This is a genomic window from Pseudomonas sp. S1_E05, assembly GCF_056337105.1.
Map to the genome: position 1 here is coordinate 4,947,031 of NZ_JBFRHM010000001.1, position 23,303 is coordinate 4,970,333.

Annotated in this window: 19 protein-coding genes and 3 pseudogenes; 14 read left to right on the forward strand and 8 right to left on the reverse strand. The window is 60.2% G+C overall.

Annotation, left to right across the window (positions count from 1 at the left end; genetic code table 11):
* The first annotated feature begins 95 nt into the window (after positions 1–95).
* The 3 genes from gcvT to gcvP all read left to right on the forward strand — a co-directional run bounded on the left by gcvT (position 96) and on the right by gcvP (position 4,634).
* Positions 96–1,178: a glycine cleavage system aminomethyltransferase GcvT gene (gene gcvT / locus AB4N33_RS22815; RefSeq protein WP_460119849.1), complete on the forward strand. Its 1,083-nt coding sequence runs from the start codon at positions 96–98 to the stop codon at positions 1,176–1,178.
* 49 nt (positions 1,179–1,227) lie between these two features.
* Positions 1,228–1,611 carry a glycine cleavage system protein GcvH gene (gcvH, locus tag AB4N33_RS22820; RefSeq protein WP_460119851.1) on the forward strand — a complete coding sequence of 128 codons (384 nt, stop codon included), beginning with the start codon at positions 1,228–1,230 and terminating at the stop codon, positions 1,609–1,611.
* Positions 1,612–1,760: 149 nt separating this feature from the next.
* Positions 1,761–4,634 carry an aminomethyl-transferring glycine dehydrogenase gene (gcvP, locus tag AB4N33_RS22825; protein ID WP_476458289.1) on the forward strand — a complete coding sequence of 958 codons (2,874 nt, stop codon included), beginning with the start codon at positions 1,761–1,763 and terminating at the stop codon, positions 4,632–4,634.
* Positions 4,635–4,810: 176 nt separating this feature from the next.
* Here gcvP and AB4N33_RS22830 read toward each other — a convergent pair whose 3' ends face one another.
* The 5 genes from AB4N33_RS22830 to AB4N33_RS22850 form a co-directional block, all read right to left on the reverse strand.
* Positions 4,811–5,128 (reverse strand): DUF2388 domain-containing protein, encoded by a 318-nt coding sequence (locus AB4N33_RS22830; RefSeq protein ID WP_368555969.1) that lies wholly within the window; start codon positions 5,126–5,128, stop codon positions 4,811–4,813.
* Positions 5,129–5,197: 69 nt separating this feature from the next.
* On the reverse strand, positions 5,198–5,647 hold the full coding sequence (locus AB4N33_RS22835) for an NfeD family protein (protein WP_460119855.1): 450 nt from the start codon (positions 5,645–5,647) through the stop codon (positions 5,198–5,200).
* Positions 5,648–5,655: 8 nt separating this feature from the next.
* Positions 5,656–6,576, reverse strand: coding sequence for an SPFH domain-containing protein (locus tag AB4N33_RS22840; RefSeq protein ID WP_460119857.1), 921 nt, complete (start codon positions 6,574–6,576; stop codon positions 5,656–5,658).
* A gap of 101 nt (positions 6,577–6,677) precedes the next feature.
* Complete coding sequence (gene tfpB, locus AB4N33_RS22845) at positions 6,678–8,468, reverse strand: type IV pilus assembly ATPase TfpB (RefSeq protein ID WP_460140694.1); 1,791 nt, start codon at positions 8,466–8,468, stop codon at positions 6,678–6,680.
* A gap of 91 nt (positions 8,469–8,559) precedes the next feature.
* A complete protein-coding gene (locus AB4N33_RS22850) occupies positions 8,560–8,892 on the reverse strand; it encodes a hypothetical protein (protein WP_476458290.1) in 333 nt (110 codons plus the stop codon).
* 126 nt (positions 8,893–9,018) lie between these two features.
* On the opposite strand from AB4N33_RS22850, the gene AB4N33_RS22855 reads away from it, so the two are divergent.
* Entirely contained in the window at positions 9,019–9,489 is a 471-nt protein-coding gene (locus AB4N33_RS22855) for an Lrp/AsnC family transcriptional regulator (RefSeq protein ID WP_460119863.1), read from the forward strand.
* Positions 9,490–9,610: 121 nt separating this feature from the next.
* On the opposite strand, the gene AB4N33_RS22860 is transcribed toward AB4N33_RS22855, so the two are convergent.
* Positions 9,611–10,981, reverse strand: a complete 1,371-nt coding sequence (locus tag AB4N33_RS22860) for a CYTH domain-containing protein (protein WP_476458291.1) — start codon at positions 10,979–10,981, stop codon at positions 9,611–9,613.
* Between the two features lie 157 nt (positions 10,982–11,138).
* Between AB4N33_RS22860 and argE the strand changes: the two genes are divergently transcribed.
* The 10 genes and pseudogenes from argE (at position 11,139) to AB4N33_RS22910 (ending at position 20,756) form a co-directional block, all read left to right on the forward strand.
* Complete coding sequence (gene argE / locus AB4N33_RS22865; protein WP_476458292.1) at positions 11,139–12,296, forward strand: acetylornithine deacetylase; 1,158 nt, start codon at positions 11,139–11,141, stop codon at positions 12,294–12,296.
* Between the two features lie 265 nt (positions 12,297–12,561).
* Complete coding sequence (gene argA, locus AB4N33_RS22870) at positions 12,562–13,860, forward strand: amino-acid N-acetyltransferase (RefSeq protein ID WP_460119868.1); 1,299 nt, start codon at positions 12,562–12,564, stop codon at positions 13,858–13,860.
* A 570-nt stretch (positions 13,861–14,430) separates the two neighbouring features.
* Positions 14,431–15,795, forward strand: coding sequence for an OprD family porin (locus AB4N33_RS22875; RefSeq protein WP_476458293.1), 1,365 nt, complete (start codon positions 14,431–14,433; stop codon positions 15,793–15,795).
* A 291-nt stretch (positions 15,796–16,086) separates the two neighbouring features.
* Positions 16,087–16,726, forward strand: a pseudogene (locus tag AB4N33_RS22880) (peroxiredoxin).
* Between the two features lie 315 nt (positions 16,727–17,041).
* Complete coding sequence (ssuE, locus tag AB4N33_RS22885) at positions 17,042–17,635, forward strand: NADPH-dependent FMN reductase (RefSeq protein WP_476458294.1); 594 nt, start codon at positions 17,042–17,044, stop codon at positions 17,633–17,635.
* A 90-nt stretch (positions 17,636–17,725) separates the two neighbouring features.
* Positions 17,726–18,692, forward strand: a pseudogene (locus AB4N33_RS22890) (sulfonate ABC transporter substrate-binding protein).
* A 26-nt stretch (positions 18,693–18,718) separates the two neighbouring features.
* Positions 18,719–18,826, forward strand: a pseudogene (locus AB4N33_RS22895) (hypothetical protein); the annotation flags it as partial.
* 20 nt (positions 18,827–18,846) lie between these two features.
* Positions 18,847–19,629, forward strand: coding sequence for an aliphatic sulfonate ABC transporter permease SsuC (gene ssuC, locus AB4N33_RS22900; protein ID WP_476458295.1), 783 nt, complete (start codon positions 18,847–18,849; stop codon positions 19,627–19,629).
* On the forward strand, positions 19,626–20,432 hold the full coding sequence (ssuB, locus tag AB4N33_RS22905; protein WP_460119880.1) for an aliphatic sulfonates ABC transporter ATP-binding protein: 807 nt from the start codon (positions 19,626–19,628) through the stop codon (positions 20,430–20,432). The genes ssuC and ssuB overlap by 4 nt, the downstream gene beginning before the upstream one ends.
* Before the next feature lie 108 nt (positions 20,433–20,540).
* Entirely contained in the window at positions 20,541–20,756 is a 216-nt protein-coding gene (locus AB4N33_RS22910) for a TOBE domain-containing protein (protein WP_205890466.1), read from the forward strand.
* 123 nt (positions 20,757–20,879) lie between these two features.
* Here AB4N33_RS22910 and AB4N33_RS22915 read toward each other — a convergent pair whose 3' ends face one another.
* On the reverse strand, positions 20,880–21,518 hold the full coding sequence (locus tag AB4N33_RS22915; RefSeq protein ID WP_476458296.1) for a TetR/AcrR family transcriptional regulator: 639 nt from the start codon (positions 21,516–21,518) through the stop codon (positions 20,880–20,882).
* Between the two features lie 155 nt (positions 21,519–21,673).
* Entirely contained in the window at positions 21,674–23,050 is a 1,377-nt protein-coding gene (locus tag AB4N33_RS22920) for a glutamine synthetase family protein (RefSeq protein WP_460119884.1), read from the reverse strand.
* Between the last annotated feature and the right edge of the window lie 253 nt (positions 23,051–23,303).

Genomic DNA, 23,303 nt, shown 5'->3' on the forward strand with positions numbered 1-23,303 from the left:
CCCGGTTGCTGAAAGCGGCGCAAAGCCCTTATCCAAAGGTCTTGATACCGTGCAGCGCCGGCCCGTACCCTCGCCAAGCCCGGAAGGAGAAACCCATGGGACAGCGTACGCCTCTGTATGACCTTCACCTCGCGCTGGGCGCGAAGATGGTCGATTTTGGCGGTTGGGACATGCCTTTGCATTACGGCTCGCAAGTCGAGGAACACCATCAGGTGCGCCGCGATTGCGGGGTTTTTGATGTCTCCCACATGACCGTGATCGATGTCAGCGGCGCGCAGGCCAAGACCTGGCTCCAGCATTTGCTGGCCAACGACGTCGAACGCCTGCACAGCGCTGGTCGCGCCTTGTACAGCACCATGCTCAACGAGCACGGCGGCATCGTCGACGACATGATCGTCTACCGCCTCGATGACGGCTATCGGCTGGTGGTCAACGCGTCTACCCGTGATCAGGACCTGGCGTGGATGCAGGCCCACCTCGACGGTTATGACGTGCAACTGCACGAGCGCCCGGAACTGGCGATGCTGGCCATCCAGGGGCCTCACGCCCGGCACAAGATCAGCGAACTGGTCACCCAGTCCCGCAGTCACCTGATTCAACTGCTCAAGCCCTTCGAAGGCCAGGCCGATGGTGACTGGTTCATCGCACGCACCGGCTATACCGGCGAAGATGGGCTGGAGATCATCCTGCCGGCCGATCAGGCCCCGGGCTTCTTCAACGACCTCGTGGGAGCGGGCATCTCGCCAATTGGACTGGGCGCGCGCGATACCCTTCGGGTGGAGGCCGGCATGAACCTCTATGGCCAGGACATCCACCAGAACGTCTCGCCGCTGGCGTCGAACATGGCCTGGAGCATTGCCTGGGAACCGACCAGCCGCCAGTTCATCGGTCGCTCGGCCCTGGAAGCCGAACAGGCGGCCGGTGTACAGCATAAGTTGGTCGGGTTGGTGCTCGAGGAGCGTGGCGTTTTGCGCGCTCATCAGGTGGTTCGCATCGCCAATGTTGGCGAAGGGGAGATCACCAGTGGTAGTTTCTCTCCTACGCTTAGCAAGTCGATCGCACTGGCGCGCGTACCGATGGCCACCGCCGATCGAGCGGAAGTGGAAATCCGTGGCAAATGGTACCCGGTCCGGGTGGTCAAACCGACGTTCGTCCGCCATGGCAAAACCTTGATCTAACCTATTCCGGCGGGCACGACCGCTGACAATTTCCTTGAGGACATAGAACATGAGCGATATCCCTGCCGACCTGCGTTTTGCCGAAAGTCACGAATGGGCCCGCCTGGAAGCCGATGGCACCGTCACCGTGGGCATCAGCGATCACGCTCAGGAAGCCTTGGGCGATGTGGTGTTCGTCGAGCTGACCGAAGTGGGTAAAGTGTTTGCTGCGGGTGATCAATCAGGCGTGGTCGAGTCGGTCAAGGCTGCCTCGGACATCTACTCCCCGGTTGCCGGTGAAGTGATCGCCATCAACGAAGAACTGGGTGGTGCCCCGGAACTGCTCAACTCCGACCCGTACGGCGCCTGGATCTTCAAGCTCAAGCCAAGCAACACTGGCGATCTGGACAAGCTGCTCGATGCAGCGGGCTATAAGGCCGCCATCGGCGAGTAAGCCTGACGCTTCATCCCAAAGCCCCGACCTGTCGGGGCTTTTTCATTGCCATCAGCAACCCCGCGTCATCGTTGCCCTCCGACATCGGCTGCTATGCTGGATTGACCGTGTTGCATCGACGCTGAGCGCCAGTCAAGAGAGAGCCCGTCATGTCCCAGCTGCCGTCCCTGAGCCAGTTACGCGATCCCATTGCTTTCCTGCGCCGTCACCTCGGCCCCGACGCGGCCGAGCAGCAGGCGATGCTCGACAGCCTTGGCCTGGGCAGTCGTGTCGAGCTGATCCAACAAACTGTGCCGCCGAGCATCCTCCTCAACAGGGCGCTCGACTTGCCGCCGGCCCTTGACGAAGAAGCCGCATTAGCCAAGCTGCGCGGTTACGCCGAGCAGAACCAGGTATGGACCAGTCTGATCGGCATGGGCTATCACGGCACGATCACCCCGGCGGTCATCCTGCGCAATGTATTGGAAAATCCCGGTTGGTACACCGCTTACACGCCTTATCAGCCCGAGATCGCCCAGGGCCGGCTCGAGGCGCTGCTCAATTTCCAGCAAATGATCATCGACCTGACCGGGTTGGGGCTGGCCAATGCTTCCCTGTTGGATGAGGCCACGGCGGCAGCCGAGGCGATGGCCCTGGCCAAGCGCGTTGCCAAGTCCAGAAGCAATCTGTTTTTCGTTGATGAAGACTGCCACCCCCAGACGATCTCCGTGGTACGGACCCGTGCCGAAGGCTTTGGCTTGGAATTGATCGTGGACTCGGTGGAAAACCTGAAGCAGCACCAGGTATTCGGTGCGTTGCTGCAATACCCCGACACCCACGGCGAGATTCGCGATCTGCGACCGTTGATCGATCATCTGCACGCCCAGCAAGCGCTGGCCTGCGTCGCCACCGACCTGCTGAGCCTGCTGTTGCTGACGCCGCCGGGTGAGTTGGGCGCCGACGTGGTGTTCGGTTCGTCCCAGCGCTTTGGCGTCCCCATGGGCTACGGCGGCCCGCATGCGGCCTTTTTTGCCAGCCGTGACGAGTACAAGCGAGCGATTCCAGGCCGGATCATCGGTGTCTCTAAAGATGCCCGCGGTGGCACCGCATTGCGCATGGCATTGCAGACCCGCGAGCAGCATATCCGGCGGGAGAAGGCCAACTCGAACATCTGCACCGCCCAGGTGTTGCTGGCCAACATCGCCAGTTTTTATGCGGTGTATCACGGCCCGCATGGTCTTAAACGCATCGCCCAGCGCGTCCACCGGCTCACCTGCATTCTTGCCGCAGGCCTGGAGCGCAATGGCATCAAGCGCCTCAATCAGCACTTTTTCGATACGCTGACGCTGGAGGTGGGCGGTACGCAAACCGCGATCATCGAAAGCGCCCAGGCCGCGCAAATCAACCTGCGCATTCTTGGGCGTGGGCAGCTGGGGTTGAGCCTCGACGAAGCCTGCGATGAAGGCACGGTAGCCAGGCTGTTCGATGTGTTCCTCGGCGCCGACCATGGGCTCGATGTTCAAGCGCTGGACGCTGAAGCACTGCCGGTGGGCATTCCGGATAGTTTGCTGCGCGCCTCGCCGTACCTGCGTCACCCGGTGTTCAACGCGCATCACAGCGAAACCGAGATGCTGCGTTACCTCAAACAGTTGGAGAACAAGGACCTGGCCCTCAATCAGTCCATGATCCCGTTGGGCTCCTGCACCATGAAGCTCAATGCGACCAGCGAGATGATCCCCATCACCTGGCCACAGTTCGCCAACCTGCATCCGTTCGTCCCCAGGGAACAGGCGCTCGGCTACACGTTGATGATCGAGGAGCTGGAGCGCTGGCTCTGCGCGATTACCGGTTTTGATGCGATCTGCATGCAACCCAACTCCGGCGCCCAGGGTGAGTACGCCGGCTTGCTGGCAATTCGCAAATACCACGAGAGCCGTCACCAGGGCGCGCGAGACATTTGCCTGATTCCATCCTCGGCCCACGGCACCAACCCCGCCTCCGCGCAAATGGCCGGGATGCGCGTGGTGATCGTCGAGTGCGACGAGGCGGGTAACGTCGACCTGCCGGACCTGAAGGACAAGGCGGCCGAGGCCGGCGAAAAACTCGCCTGCCTGATGGCGACCTATCCATCGACCCACGGTGTCTACGAGGAAGGCATTCGCGAAATCTGTGAAGTGATTCACCAGCATGGCGGCCAGGTGTACATGGATGGCGCCAACCTCAACGCGCAGGTCGGGTTGGCGCGGCCCGCGGACATCGGCGCCGATGTTTCGCACATGAACCTGCACAAGACCTTTTGCATTCCTCACGGGGGTGGCGGGCCCGGCATGGGGCCGATTGGTGTGCGCGCGCACCTGGCACCGTTCGTGGCCAATCACCCGGTGGTGGCCATTGACGGCCCTTTGCCGCAGAACGACGCCGTCAGTGCGGCGCCCTGGGGCAGCGCGAGCATTCTGCCGATCAGCTGGATGTACATCGCCATGATGGGCCCGCAAGTGGCGGACGCCAGCGAGGTGGCGATCCTTGCCGCGAATTATCTGGCGCGGCACCTGTCCGGTGCATTCCCGGTGCTCTACACCGGGCGCAACGAACGGGTGGCCCACGAATGCATTCTTGACCTGCGGCCCCTCAAGGCGTTGACCGGCATCAGCGAGGAGGACGTGGCCAAACGCCTGATGGATTACGGCTTCCATGCCCCGACCATGTCCTTCCCGGTTCCGGGCACCTTGATGGTCGAGCCGACCGAGAGTGAGTCAAAAGCCGAACTGGACCGTTTTATCGGGGCGATGCTGAGTATTCGCGCAGAAATCACCGAAGTACAGAACGGCAACTGGCCGGCCGAGGACAACCCGCTCAAACGCGCGCCGCATACCCTGGCCGATGTCACCGGGGTATGGGAACGCCCCTACAGTGTCGAGCAGGCCGTGACGCCGGATGCCCACACCAAGGCCCACAAGTATTGGCCGGCGGTGAATCGCGTGGACAACGTCTACGGCGACCGCAATCTGTTCTGTGCGTGTGTGCCGGTAGATGATTACCGGTGATCCCATCTCCCTGTAGGAGCTGGCTTGCCAGTGATGAGGTCGGGTCAGTCGATACCTAGGGTGACTGATTCTGCGCAATTGCTGGCAAGCCAGCTCCTACAGGGGATGGGAGAAGAAGAAAAGGCAGGCAAAAAAATGCCGCTCAATTTGAGCGGCATTTTCGTCTCGCGGGAAACTTACTCGGACGCGACGGCATTTTTCGCCAGGATCGCGTTCGCCAGTTCCATGTCCGTGGCCTGTAACCCTGGGTTGTCGGCACGGACTTTCTGCATGGCGGCTTCCAGGTACGGGCCGCGGATGCTGCCTTCGCTGGCGACGAAACTGCCGGCGTCGTCCTGCGCGGCAATGATCAGCTTGTGATCCTTGAACGTCAGGTAAGTCGAGCCGGTGGTGGCGCCGGACGAAATGACGTTACGCCAAAAGCTGTCGGCCATCGCCGAACCGACTGGCAGGGACAACAGGGCGACGGTAGCGACAGCAAGTTTGAAACGCATGATGGGTGACTCCACTGGGTTAGATCCATGCTGTTGGATCGTGGACGCCCCGGTGGAGTTCCATTACGGTCAGTCGGCTTTTTCCACCTGCAGGACGACGCCTTGCTGAGCAACGACCCGAACGCGGCTGCCGGCTTCGGCGTCAGGCCCCTGGGCCATCCATACGCCGTCGGCCACCCTGATCTTGCCGCGCCCATCAATGATCGATTCATGCACCACGAAGGTTTTGCCAATCAATTCCTGTCCGCGCAGGTTGAGGTTCGGCTCGTCACTCTGGCGCACCGCGCTGCGCTGGCGTCGCCACCAATAAAGGGCGGTGGCGATCGACAGCAGGCCGAACAGCAGAAATTGCAGCTCCCAGGACAGGTGCGGCAGTACGAACGTCAACACGCCAACGGCAGCCGCCGCCATGCCGATCCACAACAGATACCCGCCCGCACCGAAGACCTCGAGAATCAGCAGTACGGTGCCCAGCGCCAGCCAGTCCCAGAACGATAAATTTTGCAGGAATGCCCACATGGCGTGCCTCAGGCTTTCTTGTTGTCGAAGGTGGCCTTGACGATTTCGCCAATGCCGCCCACCGCACCAATCATCGAGCTGGCCTCCAGTGGCATCAGGATGACCTTGCTGTTGTTGGCCGAAGCGAGCCCGCCCAGCGCATCGATGTACTTCTGTGCAACGAAGTAATTCACGGCCTGCACGTTACCGCCGGCGATGGCTTCGGACACCACCTTGGTCGCCTGGGCTTCCGCTTCGGCTTGGCGTTCCCGCGCTTCGGCTTCGAGGAACGCAGCCTGGCGACCCCCTTCGGCCTCGAGGATCTGCGCCTGTTTCTTGCCTTCGGCGGTCAGGATCGCTGCGGCACGCAGGCCCTCGGCTTCGAGGATTTGCGCACGCTTGATCCGCTCGGCTTTCATCTGCCCCGACATCGCTGCCATCAGGTCCGCCGGCGGGCTGATGTCCTTGATCTCGATCCGGGTGATCTTGATGCCCCACGGTGCGGTGGCTTCGTCGACGGTGCGCAGCAATTTTTCGTTGATGCCGTCACGCTGGCTGAGCATCGCATCCAGTTCCATCGAGCCGAGCACGGTACGAATGTTGGTTTGCAGCAGGTTGCGGATGGCGTGCTCGAGGTTGTTCACCTCGTAGGCCGCCTGGGCGGTGTTGACTACCTGGAAGAAGCACACGGCGTCGATCTGCACCGTGGCGTTGTCGGCGGTGATCACTTCCTGCGGTGGAATATCCAGCACGCTCTCCATGACGTTGATCTTGCGACCGATACGGTCCATGACCGGAATGATGATGTTCAGACCAGGCTTGAGGGTGTTGGTGTAACGGCCGAAACGTTCGACCGTCCATTGATAACCCTGCGGCACGACCTTGAAGCCCATGAACAGAATGGCGACCACGAGGCCGACAAAAAGCAAAAGCACGCTACCGATCTGCATAACGATTCCCTGTTTAAGTTGCGATGGCCGGAGTGTAACGGTGCCGCCACGGGATAAGAACCGTCAGGCGGTTTTTATCCCGTAATCAGGCGATAAGAGATCTATTTCTGCTCGCTTTGCGGTGTTACCCGCAACACTTCCTCAATGGTCGTCAGACCCGCAGCAACCTTTTGCGCGCCCGACAACCGCAAGCTGCGCATGCCTTCCTTGAATGCCTGGCGTCGTATGGACAGCAGATCGGTGTCGGGATTGATCAGTGCCTTGATGCCATCGGTGAGTTGCATGATCTCGTAGACCCCGGCGCGGCCGCGATAGCCCGTATCGCGGCACTCCAGGCAGCCGATGGCACGCTGGGCGTTGCCCGGCAGCGGTGCCTGCCAGGGTTTGGTCAGGGTCTGCCAGTCGTCTTCGTCCAGTGTCAACGGCGCCTTGCAATGCGGGCACAGGGTGCGCACCAGTCGCTGGGCCATGACCCCGAGCACCGTGGCCTTGATCAGGTAATGTGGCACCCCGAGTTCCAGCAAGCGGCTGATGGCGCTGGGCGCATCGTTGGTGTGCAGCGTCGAGAGCACCAGGTGACCGGTGAGCGCCGCCTGGATCGCCATTTCTGCGGTCTCCAGGTCGCGGATCTCGCCGATCATGATGATGTCCGGGTCCTGCCGCATCAATGCACGCACCCCGGAGGCGAATGTCAGGTCGATGTTGTGTTGCACCTGCATCTGGTTAAACGCTGGCTCCACCATTTCGATCGGGTCTTCGATGGTGCAAAGGTTGACCTCCGGGGTCGCCAGCTTCTTCAGGGTGGTGTAGAGCGTAGTGGTCTTGCCTGAACCCGTAGGGCCGGTGACCAGGATGATGCCGTTGGGTTGCCGGGTCATGTCCTGCCAACGGCGCAGGTCGTCGGCGGAAAAGCCCAACTGATCGAAATCCTTGAGCAGCACCTCCGGATCGAAGATCCGCATGACCATCTTCTCGCCGAACGCGGTCGGCAGTGTCGACAGCCGCAACTCGACCTCGCCGCCGTCCGGGGTCTTGGTTTTCACCCGGCCGTCCTGGGGTTTGCGTTTTTCCGCGACGTTCATCCGCCCCAGGCTCTTGAGGCGGCTGACGATTGCCATGGTGACCTGCGGCGGGAATTGATAGACGTTGTGCAACACGCCATCGATGCGAAAACGCACCGTGCCCTGTTCGCGTCGGGGTTCGATGTGAATATCGCTGGCGCGTTGCTGGAACGCGTACTGGAACAGCCAGTCAACGATGTTGACGATGTGTGCATCGTTGGCGTCCGGCTCCTGGTCGCTGGCGCCAAGGTTGAGCAGTTGTTCGAAATTGCCCAGGTTGCTGGCCTGGGCGTGCTGATCGACATGGGTCGCGCCGCTGACCGATTTGGCCAGGCGGAAAAACTCCACGCTGAAGCGCTGGATGTCCACCGGGTTGGCCACTACCCGCTTGATTGGCAGCTTCAACACGTGGGTGAGGTCGGCTTCCCAGCCTTTGACATAAGGTTGGGCGCTGGCCACGGTCACCGAGTCGCGATCAATCGCCACCGCAAGGATCTTGTGGCGTTGGGCGAAGGCATAGGACATCAACGGCGTAATGGCCGCAACGTTGATTTTCAGCGGATCGATGCGCAGGTACGGCTGGCCGGCCTGCTGCGACAACCACAGGGTCAGGCTTTCCAGATCAAGGTGTTTACCCGCACGGCTGAGATCGTCCAGTTGCTGGCTGGCGATGAATTCCAGCGGGTGCATCTGGGCATTGGCGGCTTGACGGCGGCGTGCGTTGAGCGCGTGCTCGGCCGAGTCCTGGCTGATGAATCCCTGGGCGACCAGCTCGCGCAGCAAATCGTTGAGATCCAGCCAGCGGTCCTGAATGGCAAGTTGAACGGACATGCGGGCTCCTCGAAGACGTCAGTGCGCAAAGGATAGTCGCCGTCGCGCTGATCGTTGGGCCACTACCCGACGAAGCCCGTATCGAAGTTTTTCAGCCCGTCGCCACGACGGCTTCAGGCCACGCCGAATCAGCGGCGTGCAGTTCTACCGAGCAGACATTGATCAGGTTGCGCATTTTTTCGCCAATCACCTGGGCGCGGTGCCAGCTCAATCCGTCCATGACGATGTCGATCGACAGCAGGTCGTCCATGCGCTGGACGTTGACGTGTTGCGGGGTCAGGTACTGCATGGCGAACAGGTTCAGTACCCGGCACAGCAGGTCTGGCTCGGCTTCTGCCAGCAATTGATAGCGCACGCGGCAGTGGGTGTTGCTGGCGTTCCAGCTATCGGCGCGGGCGCAGGTTACGGCTTTGAGGTGTGGCATGATCGCTCTCCAAAAACACTGAAGAAATTTTTACATTCGATGCCGGGTATTTCTTATCTATGATGGGTACAAAAGGCGACTTATCGAATTAGATTATTCAACAACGTATCGATCTAGGGTTTATTTATGCAAAGCGAACTGGATGGCTACGACCGCAGGATTCTCGCGTTGCTGCAAGAGGACGCTTCCCTTTCCAGCGCACAGATCGCCGAACAGGTGGGCCTGTCGCAGTCGCCGTGCTGGCGGCGAATCCAGCGGATGAAGGAGGAGGGGATCATTCGCGGGCAGGTGACCTTGCTGGACCGCAAGAAAATTGGGCTGAACACGCAGATCTTCGCGGAAATCAAACTCAACGCCCACGGCCGTTCGAACTTCACCGAATTCACCGAGGCGATTCGCGGTTTTCCCGAAGTGCTGGAGTGTTATGTGCTGATGGGTTCGGTGGATTTCATGCTGCGCATCGTCGCCGCGGACATCGAGGCCTACGAGCGATTTTTCTTCGAGAAGCTTTCACTTGTGCCTGGGATCCAGGAGGTGAACTCGATTGTGGCGTTGTCGGAGATCAAGTCGACGACGAGCTTGCCGGTGATGGGATAACGCGCCGCTACCCTGTAGGAGCGAGCATGCTCGCGATGGAGGCTGACGATGACGCTGTCTGCCTGACACCCCAAGGTGCCTGATCTTCCATCGCGAGCATGCTCGCTCCTACAGGGACGGATCAGCCGCGCAGCAGGATTCGCCAGGCGCGGTTCTGATACACCGCGATCGCCTGCTGCTTGCGCGCGTCGAGCAGTTCGTCGGTGATCGTCGGCTCACTCGCCAGTTGAGCGAGCTGCTTGAGTTCACCGTACAGGCGATCCATTTCTGCGATGTCCAGCACGTGGCGGGCATGATGCAGCCAGGCCTGGATGCGCTCGATGCGAGGCAGCTGTTCGGCCAGGTCTTCCGGTTGTTGCTGGTAGCGCTGCAATTGCAACGAAGTGGCTTCTTCGGCCAACAGGCGCGGCAGCCAGCTGGCCAGTTGCGCCGCGCCCTGGCGGTTGCCGCGCACGTTCCGGTCCGCAGTCCAGGTGCGGGCCAGCAGCCAGCGCGACAGGTTCAGCGAGAACTGACCCCAGCGCGGGTCTTCCAGTTCTTCGAGGAACTGCTCAGGTGCGGCCTTGCGCACGTCTTCGTCTTCGATGCCGACTTGCACCAGCGGGCGCCAGTCTTCGAGCAAGGCATCCAGGGCCGCGCGCAGGTCGTGCGTGGACTGGCGCGGTGCGGCCTGGCCCAGGCTGCTCAGCAGCGCACGCATCTCGGCGAGGTTGTCGACCCAGTCCTGCAACAGGCGCCAGTGGCCATTGAACCGATACTGTTCGGCCAGGCGCTGGCTGCTGCCGAGCAGGTGCCAGGCCAGCGCGGCGAAGGCGTCGTCCAGTGGCGTTTCGGCGGTCAGTTGCGGTGCCGGCAGGCTCAGCGAATAGCTGTTGGCGTCGTACAGGCGATAACCGCGCTCGGCCTTGCTGATGTCACAAGGCATCAGCGGCAAGGTGGCGGCCAGTTCGACGGCGAGTTCCAGCAGGGCTGCTGGCTCGCCTTCACGCAGTTCAAGCTCCAGCTCGCAGATTTCTTCCTTCTGCTTGCCGACCACAACGTGACCCAGGTCCAGCGCGGCTTCGATGACCACTTTGGACTTGCCACGGCCCCAGGCAATTTCTGCACGTTCGCGCACGAAATCGGTGGTGAAGATCGGCTTGAGGGTTTTTTTGTCCAGATCAGCCAGTTGCTCTGGCCAGCATTCGCCGTCGAGTTTCTTGACGTCGAGTTTGGCCTTGGGCAGGTTCCAGTTGTATTCATTGCGCTCGGACAAGCCGGCGATGCTCTGGCCGCGTGTCTTGAGAGTCTGAATGATCTCGTCACCATCGCGACGCAGGCGCAGGGCCACCTTGGCGTGGGCCAGGTCGCGCTCTGGTGTGTCGAGATACTGGTTCATCAGCTCGCGGCGTTCCCAGCCATTTTTGTTGCGTTTTTTCAACAGCGGGTGCTCGCGCAGGGCAGCGAGGGTTTCGCGGCTGACGCGGAGTTTGATTTCGGTTTCTTTCTGCATGGCCGGAAAATCCAGGATCGGGAGCGCAGCCGGGGGGAATGTGTGGCTGCCAAGGTCGTGCAGTGTACAGGACTCGACCCCGCTTCGCCGGCCGACGGTTTATTCCTGTCGCCGGATGGTTTTATGATGGACCTCAATCCGCGAATTGGAGTCAGCGATGCCTTTGCCATCCATGAAAGATCAGTTCGCTGCGCTGATTGCCACGCCATCGGTCAGTTGCACCCAGGCGAGCCTCGATCAGAGCAACCGCCCGGTGATCGATCTGCTGGCGACATGGCTCGGCGACCTGGGTTTTGCCTGCGATATCCAGCAGGTCAGCCCAGGCAAGTTCAACCTGCTGGCCAGTTTCGGCTCCGGCCCGGGCGGCCTGGTGCTGGCCGGGCATAGTGATACGGTGCCGTTCGACGGCGCGTTATGGCAGACCGATCCGTTGAAACTGACAGAAGTCGACGGGCGCTGGATTGGTCTGGGCAGCTGCGACATGAAGGGTTTTTTTGCCTTGATCATCGAAGCGGTCATCCCCTTGCTCGATCAGCCTTTCAAGCAACCGTTGCTGATCCTGGCCACCTGCGATGAAGAAAGCTCGATGTCCGGTGCGCGTGCCTTGGCCGAAGCCGGGCGGCCGCTGGGACGTGCGGCGGTTATTGGCGAGCCGACCGGGCTCAAGCCGATCCGCATGCACAAGGGCATCATGATGGAGCGCATCGATATCCTAGGGCAGAGCGGCCATTCCTCGGACCCGCGTCTGGGGCACAGCGCCCTGGAAGCCATGCACGATGCCATCGGCGAACTGCGCGGGCTGCGCCTGTTGTGGCAGCGCGAGTTTCGCAATCCGCAGTTTGGTGTGCCGACTCCGACCCTGAATTTCGGTTGCATTCATGGCGGCGACAATCCCAATCGGATCTGTGGCCAGTGTTCACTTGAGTTCGACCTGCGACCGCTTCCGGGTATGGACCCCAAAGCCCTGCGCGCCGAGATCTTGCAGCGACTCAAGCCGGTTGCCGAGCGGCATCAGGTCAAGATCGATTACGCGCCGCTGTTCCCCGAAGTGCCTTCGTTTGAACAGGCCGAAGAGGGCGAACTGGTGCGAATTGCCGAAAAGCTCACCGGTCACAGTGCCGAAGCGGTAGCGTTTGGCACCGAAGCGCCTTATCTTCAGCGTCTTGGCTGTGAAACCGTGGTACTGGGCCCGGGCGATATCGCTTGTGCGCACCAGCCGGGGGAATACCTCGAAATGTCACGTTTGCAGCCTACGGTGCATCTATTACGTCAGTTGATTGAGCATTACTGCCTGACGCCGGCTTCGGCCGGGTGAACACCGCAACCTCTGTAGGAGCGAGCAAGCTCGCGATGGGCTGTCAGGCACCGCTGGGTGTCAGGCTGACAGCGTCATCGTTAGCCTCCATCGCGAGCATGCTCGCTCCTACAGGGGGGGCGAATTAAATTAATGAGGTTAAACCCCGTATTCATGAGGAGAACGCGCGTGTCGCCAAGCCTGTTCCGACGATAACCATCAGCCCGTTGTGCGTTTTGTGTTTCGCCCATTTTTTTGGCTGCTCTTTATTACAGGCCCCAGGTTCATGCCCGACTACGTTAATTGGCTTCGTCATGCTTCTCCTTATATCAATGCCCACCGCGACTGCACCTTTGTCGTCATGCTGCCCGGCGACGGTGTCGAACACCCCAACTTCGGCAATATCGTCCACGACCTGGTGCTGCTGCACAGCCTCGGCGTGCGTCTGGTGCTGGTTCACGGTTCCCGTCCGCAGATCGAAGCGCGCCTGGCCGCACGCGGCCTGACTCCGCATTATCACCACGGCATGCGCATCACGGATGCGGCGACACTTGAGTGTGTGATGGATGCGGTCGGCCAACTGCGCATCGCCATCGAGGCACGGCTGTCGATGGACATGGCATCGTCGCCGATGCAGGGTTCGCGCTTGCGCGTGGCCAGCGGCAACCTGGTGACGGCACGGCCGATCGGCGTCCTTGAAGGCGTCGATTATCACCACACCGGCGAAGTGCGCCGGGTCGACCGCAAAGGCATCAATCGCCTGCTGGACGAGCGTTCCATCGTGCTGCTGTCGCCGCTGGGTTATTCGCCCACCGGTGAAACCTTCAACCTCGCCTGCGAAGACGTCGCCACGCGCGCGGCCATCGACCTGGGCGCCGACAAATTGCTGCTGTTTGGCGAGGAACAAGGCCTGCTTGACGAGAACGGTCGCCTGGTCCGCGAACTGCGTCCGCAGCAGGTGCCGGCGCATTTGCAACGCCTGGGCAGCAACTACCAGGCCGAGCTGCTGGATGCGGCGGCCGAAGCCTGCCGGGGCGGCGTGGCCCGCAGCCACATTGTCAGTTACGCCGAAGACGGCGCGCTGTTGACCGAGCTGTTCACCCGCGACGGTGGCGGTACGCTGGTGGCGCAGGAGCAATTCGAAGTCGTGCGCGAGGCGGCGATCGAGGACGTCGGCGGTTTGTTGGAATTGATCAGTCCGCTGGAAGAGCAGGGGATCCTGGTACGCCGCTCACGCGAAGTACTGGAGCGCGAGATCGAGCAGTTCAGTGTGGTCGAGCGCGAAGGCATGATCATCGCTTGTGCGGCGCTGTACCAGATTGCCGATTCCGATGCCGGGGAGCTGGCGTGCCTGGCGGTGAACCCGGAGTACCGCCACGGTGGCCGTGGCGACGAACTGCTCGAACGCATCGAAACCCGCGCCCGGGCAAAGGGCTTGAAAACGCTGTTCGTCCTCACCACACGCACGGCACACTGGTTTCGCGAACGTGGCTTTGCGCCCAGCAGCGTCGAGCGTCTGCCATCGGCGCGGGCGTCGCTGTACAACTACCAGCGCAACTCGAAGATCTTCGAAAAAGCGCTTTGATCGGCAGGTTCCCACGCCACGGGTGGGAACCTTCCCAGCTACTCCTTTGGGATAACTGCAAAAAAGCGACTCTGATCAATTTTTCGCCAACGCTTCTCTCGTAAAGTCGACCGGGAGAAGGGTTTGGCTCGGATTGAAAATCTATTTCGAGCGATACACAAACTGTAACATTTGGCAGGGATCATGCGCGCTTCGCCATGAAGGCGTCGCTATTTTGATACCAATTGACGTTAACCGCGTGGTTCAAAAGCGAATCGATCTAAAAATAGACAGATAAATACTATTTAGAGATTAGCTCCGGTGCCGATATGCTGTGTCCGGTTCAGGCAAAGCGCACAGAGTCATATTCCTGAATGGCATGAAAACTGATGAAACAATTCTTTTTAGGTTTATAAATAAATCATTACCCTGAAAGGAACAAACATCACGGCGATTAGACCTTGGTCGTAGACACACATGGTTACGATTGACTTGTAAGTCACGGTCCGGCGCTAATCGCGCATCTTAGGATCCCGGGCACACGACCCAGGACCAGGAACACAAGAATTAGAAACGTAGAGGAGCGAAACAATGAACAAGTCCACCTTGGCCCTGGCCGTGGCCGTAGGGGTTATGGCGCAGCAGGCAGGCGCCGCCGGTTTCATCGAAGACAGCAAGGCCACTCTGGGTCTGCGTAACTTCTACATCAATACCGACAACCGTAACGGTACTGCCGAACCAAGCCGCAACGAAGAATGGGGCCAAGGCTTCGATCTGCGTTTCACTTCCGGTTACACCCAAGGCACCGTCGGCTTCGGTATCGACGCCATCGGCCTGCTGGGCGTACGTCTGGATTCGGGCGGTGGCACCAACGGTAACGTTACCGCTAACGGCAGCCCTGGCGCCGCGTACGGTGGTACCGTGTTCCCGAGCGAGTCTAATGGCCAAGCAGTTGATAACTTCTCCAGCCTGGGTCTGACTGCCAAAGCCAAGATCTCCCAGACCGAACTGAAGCTGGGTACTCTGCAGCCGAAGAACCCGGTCATCGTGACCAACGACGGTCGCCTGCTGCCACAAACCTGGCAGGGTGGCCAGATCACTTCCGGCGACATCAAAGACCTGACTCTGGTCGGTGGCCAGATCGAACACGCCAAAGGTCGTAACTCCAGCAACAATGAACAACTGAGCATCTCGGGCGCCAACACCCGTGGCACGACTTTCCGTGACAGCAACAAGTTCATCTACGCCGGTGGTGACTACAAGCTCACCAAGGACCTGACCGCCCAGTACTACTACGGCAATCTGGAAAACTTCTACAAGCAACACTTCCTGGGTCTGGTGCACAACTGGGCAATCGGTCCAGGCGTGCTGAAGTCTGACTTCCGCTACTTCAACAGCTCTGATGATGGCGCAAACGGTCACGACCCAGCGTACTTCAGCACCGGTGCCTACAGCCACGCGGCCAACGGCAAAGGTAAGGTGGACAACAACTTGTACAGCGGCCTGTTCCTGTACTCCGTTGCCGGCCACACCTTCGGCGGCGGTTATCAGGTCAGCAACGGCAGCAGCGACTTCCCTTGGCTGAACCAGGGTGACGGTTCTTCGAACTACACCATCACCGACATGCAGATCCAGAAGTTCAACCGTGCCGGCGAGCGCACCTGGCAAGCACGCTACTCGTATGACTTCGCCAAGGTTGGCGTGCCTGGCCTGACCGCTGGCATGGTTTACCTGCGTGGCGACAACGTTGATACCTACAACGCTGGCCGTGTTCAGACGTCCAATGGCGCTTCCGAGTGGGAACGCGATTTGACCGTAGCGTATGTCATCCCTGAAGGCCCGCTGAAAAACTTGGGCTTCATGTGGAAAAACGCCTCGTGGCGCACCGACATCGCCAACCAGCGCGACCAGGACGAAAACCGCCTGATCCTCAGCTACTCGATCCCGCTGTTGTAATAGCGCTCGCGTAACCGCTGAAAAAAAGCCCCGCCCGGCATCACGCCGGGCGGGGCTTTTGCATTTCAGCGCGGAGTCACCCCCGTAATCCCGCGCTGAAATCCCTCTCTTACAGCAACTCAAGGCCTTCTCGAACCTCGAGCGCGATAGTCGTCGTGATGTCGGGGCAGGTCCAGTGAACAGATCTTTAATATTCATTAATGATCTAATAATGTCTTTATTTATTCTTTTTATTAGATCCCAAATACGGTCTACAGTTGAGTTCTGTACCTCACTCATCAGGAGCCCACCATGAGCATCAGACTCGGCGACATCGCCCCCGATTTCGAGCAGGATTCCAGTGCCGGAACCATCCGTTTCCATGAATGGCTGGGCGACAGTTGGGGCGTGCTGTTTTCCCATCCGGCGGACTTCACTCCGGTGTGCACCACTGAGTTGGGCTTTACCGCCAAGCTCAAGGACGAGTTCACCAAGCGCGGTGTCAAGGCCATCGCCTTGTCCGTCGACCCGGTGGACTCTCACCACAAGTGGATCGGTGATATCAACGAAACCCAGGACACCGTCGTCAACTTCCCGATCCTGGCCGACGCCGACCGCAAGGTCTCGGACCTGTACGACCTGATCCACCCCAACGCCAGCGATACCCTCTACCGTGCGTTCGCTGTTCGTGATCGACCCGAACAAGAAGGTGCGGCTGACCATCACCTACCCGGCGAGCACGGGTCGCAACTTCAATGAAATCCTGCGAGTGATCGACTCGCTGCAACTCACCGATAATCACAAGGTGGCAACCCCGGCCAACTGGCAGGACGGCGACGAAGTCGTGATCGTGCCATCGCTCAAGGATGAAGAAGAGCTCAAGCAGCGCTTCCCCAAAGGTTATCGCGCCGTGAAGCCCTACCTGCGCCTCACGCCGCAGCCGAACCGCTGAGCCGCACGCCGTCCTTGTAGGAGCGAGCATGCTCGCGATGGCCTGTCAGGCGCCGTGGGATTCCAGACAGCCAGCGTTATCGTTAACGACCATCGCGAGCATGCTCGCTCCTACAGGGGTCGTGTGTTCTTGAATACAACGCAGGGGATTTTCAGGCCGTTTCGACGGCCTTTTTTTATGTTCTTGTATATCGCCTTATGGAATAACCAAATGAATAAATATGATTTATAGATATATGAATCACCTGTTAAGGTCTCTCCATCGAAGCGAGATCGCACACTGCGAATCGCCTGCACCGTTCAAGGAATCATGTGAATGCTGGTCGTCTCACTCGGTGGCAGCCCAAGTCAACGCTCTCGTTCCGGGGTGTTGCTGGAGCGCTCCCAACGCTGGTTGCAAGAGCAGGGTGTGGAAGTGGTGAGTTACGGCGTGCGGGACTTCCCGGCCGAAGACTTGCTGCATGCACGGTTCGACAGTCCGAAAGTGATCGATCTGTTGCAACAGATCGAAAACGCCGAAGGCCTGCTGATCGCCACCCCGGTGTACAAGGCATCGTTCTCCGGTGCGTTGAAAACCGTGCTGGACCTGCTGCCGGAGCGCGCACTGGCGCACAAGGTGGTGTTGCCCATGGCCACCGGCGGCAGCATCGCTCACATGCTGGCGGTGGATTACGCCCTCAAACCGGTGTTGTCGGCATTGAAGGCCGATGAATTGCTCCAGGGGATTTTCGCTGTCGACAGCCAGATTGCCTATGGCGAAGGCAGTGCCGCGGCGCAACTGGCGCCTGAGTTGGAACACCGATTGAACGAGTCGCTGGAACTGTTTTTAAGCGCTATGACGAGACGGCCCAAGCCGCTCGATCCGGGCCTGTTGAGTGATCGTCTGCTGACTGCTCGCTGGAGCATTTAAGCCACACCCTGAATTTGATGTACTCACCTTACTCAGCCGTCAACGGCCAAGCAGGTGCAGCCACAACCTCACTGCAAAAAGGAGAGCGCTATGCGCACTGTCATTTTGCGTCGTGGTCTGGTCGCTCTGTTTGTTGCGGCTGTGTCCTTCGGCGCCATTACTCAAGCTCAGGCCGAGACCCTTCGAATCGGTTATCAGAAGTACGGCACCCTGGTGCTGCTCAAGGCCAAGGGCACATTGGAAAAGCGTCTTGCCGCTCAAGGCGTGGACGTGCAATGGACCGAGTTTCCAGGCGGCCCGCAACTGCTTGAGGGCCTGAACGTCGGCTCCATCGACTTTGGCGTCACTGGCGAAACGCCGCCCGTGTTTGCCCAGGCTGCCGGCGCCGATCTGCTCTACGTCGCCTACGAGCCACCGGCGCCCCACAGCGAAGCGATCCTGGTGCCCAAGGACTCAACGATCAAATCGGTGAAGGACCTCAAAGGCAAGAAAGTCGCACTCAACAAAGGCTCCAACGTGCACTACCTTCTGGTCCGCGCGCTGGAAGATGCCGGCCTCAAGTACAGCGATATCCAGACCGTGTTCCTGCCGCCGGCAGAATGCCCGCGCCGCGTTCGAGCGTGGCAGTGTCGATGCCTGGGTGATCTGGGACCCGTATCAGGCCGCGGCCGAACAGCAACTGCAAGCGCACACCCTGCGCGATGGCCAGGGTATCGTCGACAACCACCAGTTTTACCTGGCCACCAAACCGTACGCCGAGAAAAACCCTGAGGTGATCAAGACCCTCGTGGAGGAAGTGCGCGGCGTGGGCGAATGGTCCAAGGCCAATCCCGAGGACGTGACCAAGCAGGTTGCGCCACTGTTGGGCCTGCCCGCCGATATCACCCTGACTTCGGTGAAGCGCCAGGGCTACGGTGCGCTGTTCCTCACCCCTGAAGTGGTCGCCGCCCAGCAGAAAATCGCCGACAGCTTCTACCAGCTCAAGTTGATCCCCAAACCCTTGAGTATCAAGGACGTGATCTGGACGCCACCGGCCGCCGTCGCCAAGGCGCAGTAATTAGAATTCCCCAAGGAGACCACTCCATGAGCCTCAGTTTTTTCTGGTACCTGGCAACACGCGGCAACGTCCATGACCTTGGCACCACCGCTGGCGCTCGCGCCGTTGACTGCGGTTATCTGCCCAGCGCTGCGCTGCCGAGCTGAGGCGGACGATGAAGAAAATTATTCACAACCTGGCGCCCTGGGCGTTGCCGGTCTTGCTGGTGGCGGTGTGGCAGTTGTCGGTGTCGGCGGGCTGGCTGTCGACGCGGATCCTGCCGGCGCCCATCGCGGTGATCGAGGCCGGTGTGAGCTTGGTGAGCAGTGGTGAAATCTGGACGCACCTGGCGATCAGTGGCTGGCGCGCGGCCCTTGGCTTCTCTATCGGCGGCGGTATCGGCCTGGCGTTGGGCTTCATCACAGGCCTGTCGAAATGGGGTGAGCGCCTGCTCGACAGCTCGGTGCAGATGATCCGCAACGTGCCGCACCTGGCGCTGATTCCCTTGGTCATCCTGTGGTTCGGTATCGATGAGTCGGCGAAGATTTTCCTGGTGGCGTTGGGCACGCTGTTCCCGATCTACCTCAACACCTATCACGGTATCCGCAATGTCGATCCGGCATTGGTGGAAATGGCGCGCAGCTACGGACTGTCCGGCTTCAGCCTGTTTCGCCAGGTGATCCTGCCGGGGGCGCTGCCTTCGATCCTGGTCGGTGTGCGCTTTGCCCTGGGCTTCATGTGGTTGACCCTGATCGTTGCCGAAACCATCTCGGCCAGCTCCGGCATCGGCTACCTGGCGATGAATGCCCGGGAGTTCCTGCAGACCGACGTCGTGGTGCTGGCGATTCTGATGTACGCGGTGCTCGGCAAACTCGCCGACCTCGCGGCCCGTGGGCTTGAACGTGTGTGGCTGCGCTGGCATCCGGCCTATCAAGTCGCCAAGGGAGGTGCTGCATGACGGCTCAACAACCTCCACGCCTGCTGCGCGGGATTCCGCTGGTGGTGCGCAAACTGCAAAAAACCTTCGGCTCGCGGCAGGTATTGCGCGAGATCGACCTGCACATTCCGGCCGGACAGTTCGTTGCCGTAGTGGGGCGTAGCGGTTGCGGCAAAAGTACCTTGCTGCGTTTGCTCGCCGGTCTGGACAAGCCCACGGGCGGCCAATTGCTCGCCGGTGCTGCGCCGCTGAGCGATGCGCGGGAAGACACGCGATTGATGTTCCAGGAAGCGCGCCTGCTGCCATGGAAAAAGATCATCGATAACGTCGGTCTCGGGCTCAGCGGCGATTGGCGGCCGCAGGCGTTACAAGCGCTGGAGTCGGTGGGCCTGGCCGATCGTGCCAATGAATGGCCGGCGGCACTGTCCGGAGGCCAGAAGCAGCGGGTGGCCCTGGCGCGTGCGCTGATCCACCAACCGCGCCTGCTGCTGCTCGATGAGCCGTTGGGCGCGCTGGATGCCCTGACCCGAATTGAAATGCAGCAGCTGATCGAACGGCTCTGGCAACAGCACGGCTTTACCGTGTTGCTGGTGACCCATGACGTCAGCGAAGCGGTGGCCATTGCCGATCGGGTCATCCTGATCGAAGAAGGCGAAGTCGGCCTTGACCTGCAGGTGGAACTGCCGCGCCCTCGGGTTCGTGGCTCCCATCGGCTGGCGGCGCTGGAAACCGAAGTCCTCAACCGTGTGCTGTCACTGCCCGGCGAACCGCCGGAACCGGAACCCGTTTCACCCTTGCCTACGCAACTGCGTTGGGCGCAATGAAGACAGCTACAAGCTTCCAGCCACAAGCGGCAAGCAAGAGCACTTTGCTTTTACTTGCAGCTTGAAGCTTGGCACTTGCAGCTCATTTCGACTCCTGGAGAAATAAATATGACTATCAAAGCCATCAACGTACGTAACCAGTTCAAAGGCACCATCAAGGAAATCGTTCTCGGCGACGTGCTCTCGGAAATCGACGTTCAGACGGCTTCCGGCATCGTGACCTCTGTGATCACCACCCGCTCGGTGAAGGAGTTGGAGCTGGTGGTGGGCAGCGAAGTCATCGCGTTCGTGAAGTCCACCGAGGTATCGATCGCGAAGTTGTGATTGCATCAATTGTTTCGACGGTGCGCCCATCGCCGGCAAGCCGGTCTCGCTCCCACAGGATCTACGCGGTCTACTGTGGGAGCGGGCTTGCCCGCGAAGAGGCCCGCACAGGCAACAAATTCCTCAGCCCCAAGCAGCTCGCTTGGGCAGATAAGGCGGCAGATAAAGCCCCAGATACGCATCGAACACCCGCATCCCTTCCTCCGCCATACGCGCGGTGATCTGCCCATGCTGCTGCACTGAGCGGGCGTAAACGCGGTCGCCCAGCTCCATGGCCAATGCGAACACATCGACATCGCCCGGCAGCTTCGGCAACTCGAAGTGACGGTCGAACAGCTTGTGCATCAGGTCGCCGAGTTCGATGTCGTGCTGGCGGTCGGCCTGGGTGACCTCGGTCAAGCCGTGCTGGGCGAGGATCAGCTGGCGGGCGGCGGCGTCTGCGTCGTAGATCTCCAGCATCCGCTGTTCCACCACCCGCGACAGGTCGCGCCAGTCGTTGAGTGCCGCGTGGTCGATGGGGGCTTGCAGGCAGGCGCGGAAGGCGGCGTGGACGTCGGCCGTCAGCGCTTCGAGCAGGGCCGGCACGCTGGCGAAGAAGTGGTAGACCGAGGAGGGTGGAATCTCGGCCCGCTCGGCAACGCTGTAGATCGACAAGCTGGCCACGCCCTCGGTGGCCAGCAGCGTGCGGGCGGCATCGAGAATCGAATCAATGCGCGCCTGGCTGGCTGCGCGGGGTTTGCGGGGGGTGGCTGCGCGTGTCATCGGGCTCTCCTGCGGGACAGCGGGCATTGTACGAGCAGGCTTCTGTGTTGTCTGCCGGGCGCCATCGCGAGCCTGCTCGCGATCCGCCGCAGGCGGCCATAAAAAAACGCCGTTGGCTGATTCAGCCAACGGCGTTCTTTCATTGCAGCAACCGCTTAAACGGTATGCAGATACCAGTTGTACTCAAGGTCGGAGATGGAGTGTTCGAACTCCTCCAGCTCACTTTCCTTGCAGGCCACGAAGATATCGATGTATTTCGGATCGATGTACTTGGCCATGACTTCGCTGTCGTCCAGCTCACGCAATGCATCACGCAGGTTGTTCGGCAGGCTCTGCTCGTTCTGCTCGTAGCTGTTGCCCTCGACGGGGGCATTTGGCTCGATCTTGTTGGTCAAGCCGTGGTGCACGCCCGCCAGAACCGAGGCCATCAGCAGGTACGGGTTGGCGTCGGCGCCCGCGACGCGGTGTTCGATGCGCACAGCATCCGAAGAGCCCGTAGGTACGCGGATCGCTACGGTACGGTTATCCAGACCCCAGCATGGCGAGTTCGGCACATAGAATTGGGCGCCGAAACGACGGTACGAGTTCACGTTCGGGCAGAGGAAAGCCATCTGCGCGGGCAGGGTCTCGAGCACACCGCCGATCGCGTGACGCAGCGCGGCGTTCTGCTCGGGATCCTCGCTGGCAAAAATGTTTTTGCCGTCTCGGTCCAGAATCGAAATGTGAACGTGCAAACCGTTACCTGCCTGGCCCGGGTAAGGCTTGGCCATGAAGGTGGTGTCCATTTCATGGTCGTAGGCGATGTTCTTGATCAGACGCTTGAGGAGCACCGCGTAGTCGCAGGCCTTGATCGGGTCAGCCACATGGTGCAGGTTCACTTCGAATTGCGCCGGGGCACTTTCCTTGACGATGGCGTCGGCCGGGATGCCTTGTTCCTTCGCACCTTCGAGGATGTCCTGGAGGCAGTCGACGTATTCGTCGAGGTCGTCGATCAGGTAGACCTGTGTGGAGTGCGGGCGTTTGCCCGAGATCGGCGAGCGGGGAGGTTGCGGGCGACCGTTCACGTTCTCCTGGTCGATCAGGTAGAACTCCAGTTCGAAGGCGGCGCAGATGGTCAGGCCCAGCTCGTCAAACTTGGTAACAACTTGTCGCAAAACTTCGCGCGGGTCGGCGAAGAAAGGTTCACCTTCAAGTTCGTGCATGGTCATCAGCAATTGCGCGGTCGGGCGCTTTTGCCAGGGTTCATTGCACAGGGTATCGGGGATTGGATAACAGATTCGGTCAGCATCACCGATGTCCAGGCCCAGACCGGTACTTTCCACCGTCGAGCCGTTGATATCCAGGGCAAATAGTGAGGCCGGCAGGTTGATGCCTTTCTCGTAAACCTTGTGGAGACTGGTGCGTTCGATGCGCTTGCCGCGCACCACACCATTCATATCCGCAATCAGAAGGTCAACGTACAGAACCTCAGGATGTTCCTTAAGGAACACGTTCGCTTCGTTAAGCTGAACGGCACGCGGGGGTACCGACATGATGCAACACCTTTGTTGTTAAAAATATCAATCATTGATCTCTTCAGATTCCAGTCAACCCGAACGGCATGCCGAAGTCAAGCAAGGCCTTTTTTGCCCTAAAAAAGCGCTCGCGGGGCTTTTTTGTGGCTATTTGGGGCGTTTTTATGCCTTCCGACACTTAGCCGACTGCGGGCTTGAGCGGGCCGTGTTGTATTTTTTACGGGGGTGTTGTGTAAAAAAATGAACAAGGCTAAGCTCGAATCAAACCCAT

Coding starts and splice junctions, on each gene's coding strand:
- gcvT (WP_460119849.1), top strand. CDS start 96: ATGGGACAGCGTACGCCTCTGTATGACCTTCACCTCGCGCTGGGCGCG.
- gcvH (WP_460119851.1), top strand. CDS start 1,228: ATGAGCGATATCCCTGCCGACCTGCGTTTTGCCGAAAGTCACGAATGG.
- gcvP (WP_476458289.1), top strand. CDS start 1,761: ATGTCCCAGCTGCCGTCCCTGAGCCAGTTACGCGATCCCATTGCTTTC.
- AB4N33_RS22830 (WP_368555969.1), bottom strand. CDS start 5,128: ATGCGTTTCAAACTTGCTGTCGCTACCGTCGCCCTGTTGTCCCTGCCA.
- AB4N33_RS22835 (WP_460119855.1), bottom strand. CDS start 5,647: ATGTGGGCATTCCTGCAAAATTTATCGTTCTGGGACTGGCTGGCGCTG.
- AB4N33_RS22840 (WP_460119857.1), bottom strand. CDS start 6,576: ATGCAGATCGGTAGCGTGCTTTTGCTTTTTGTCGGCCTCGTGGTCGCC.
- tfpB (WP_460140694.1), bottom strand. CDS start 8,468: ATGTCCGTTCAACTTGCCATTCAGGACCGCTGGCTGGATCTCAACGAT.
- AB4N33_RS22850 (WP_476458290.1), bottom strand. CDS start 8,892: ATGCCACACCTCAAAGCCGTAACCTGCGCCCGCGCCGATAGCTGGAAC.
- AB4N33_RS22855 (WP_460119863.1), top strand. CDS start 9,019: ATGCAAAGCGAACTGGATGGCTACGACCGCAGGATTCTCGCGTTGCTG.
- AB4N33_RS22860 (WP_476458291.1), bottom strand. CDS start 10,981: ATGCAGAAAGAAACCGAAATCAAACTCCGCGTCAGCCGCGAAACCCTC.
- argE (WP_476458292.1), top strand. CDS start 11,139: ATGCCTTTGCCATCCATGAAAGATCAGTTCGCTGCGCTGATTGCCACG.
- argA (WP_460119868.1), top strand. CDS start 12,562: ATGCCCGACTACGTTAATTGGCTTCGTCATGCTTCTCCTTATATCAAT.
- AB4N33_RS22875 (WP_476458293.1), top strand. CDS start 14,431: ATGAACAAGTCCACCTTGGCCCTGGCCGTGGCCGTAGGGGTTATGGCG.
- ssuE (WP_476458294.1), top strand. CDS start 17,042: ATGCTGGTCGTCTCACTCGGTGGCAGCCCAAGTCAACGCTCTCGTTCC.
- ssuC (WP_476458295.1), top strand. CDS start 18,847: ATGAAGAAAATTATTCACAACCTGGCGCCCTGGGCGTTGCCGGTCTTG.
- ssuB (WP_460119880.1), top strand. CDS start 19,626: ATGACGGCTCAACAACCTCCACGCCTGCTGCGCGGGATTCCGCTGGTG.
- AB4N33_RS22910 (WP_205890466.1), top strand. CDS start 20,541: ATGACTATCAAAGCCATCAACGTACGTAACCAGTTCAAAGGCACCATC.
- AB4N33_RS22915 (WP_476458296.1), bottom strand. CDS start 21,518: ATGACACGCGCAGCCACCCCCCGCAAACCCCGCGCAGCCAGCCAGGCG.
- AB4N33_RS22920 (WP_460119884.1), bottom strand. CDS start 23,050: ATGTCGGTACCCCCGCGTGCCGTTCAGCTTAACGAAGCGAACGTGTTC.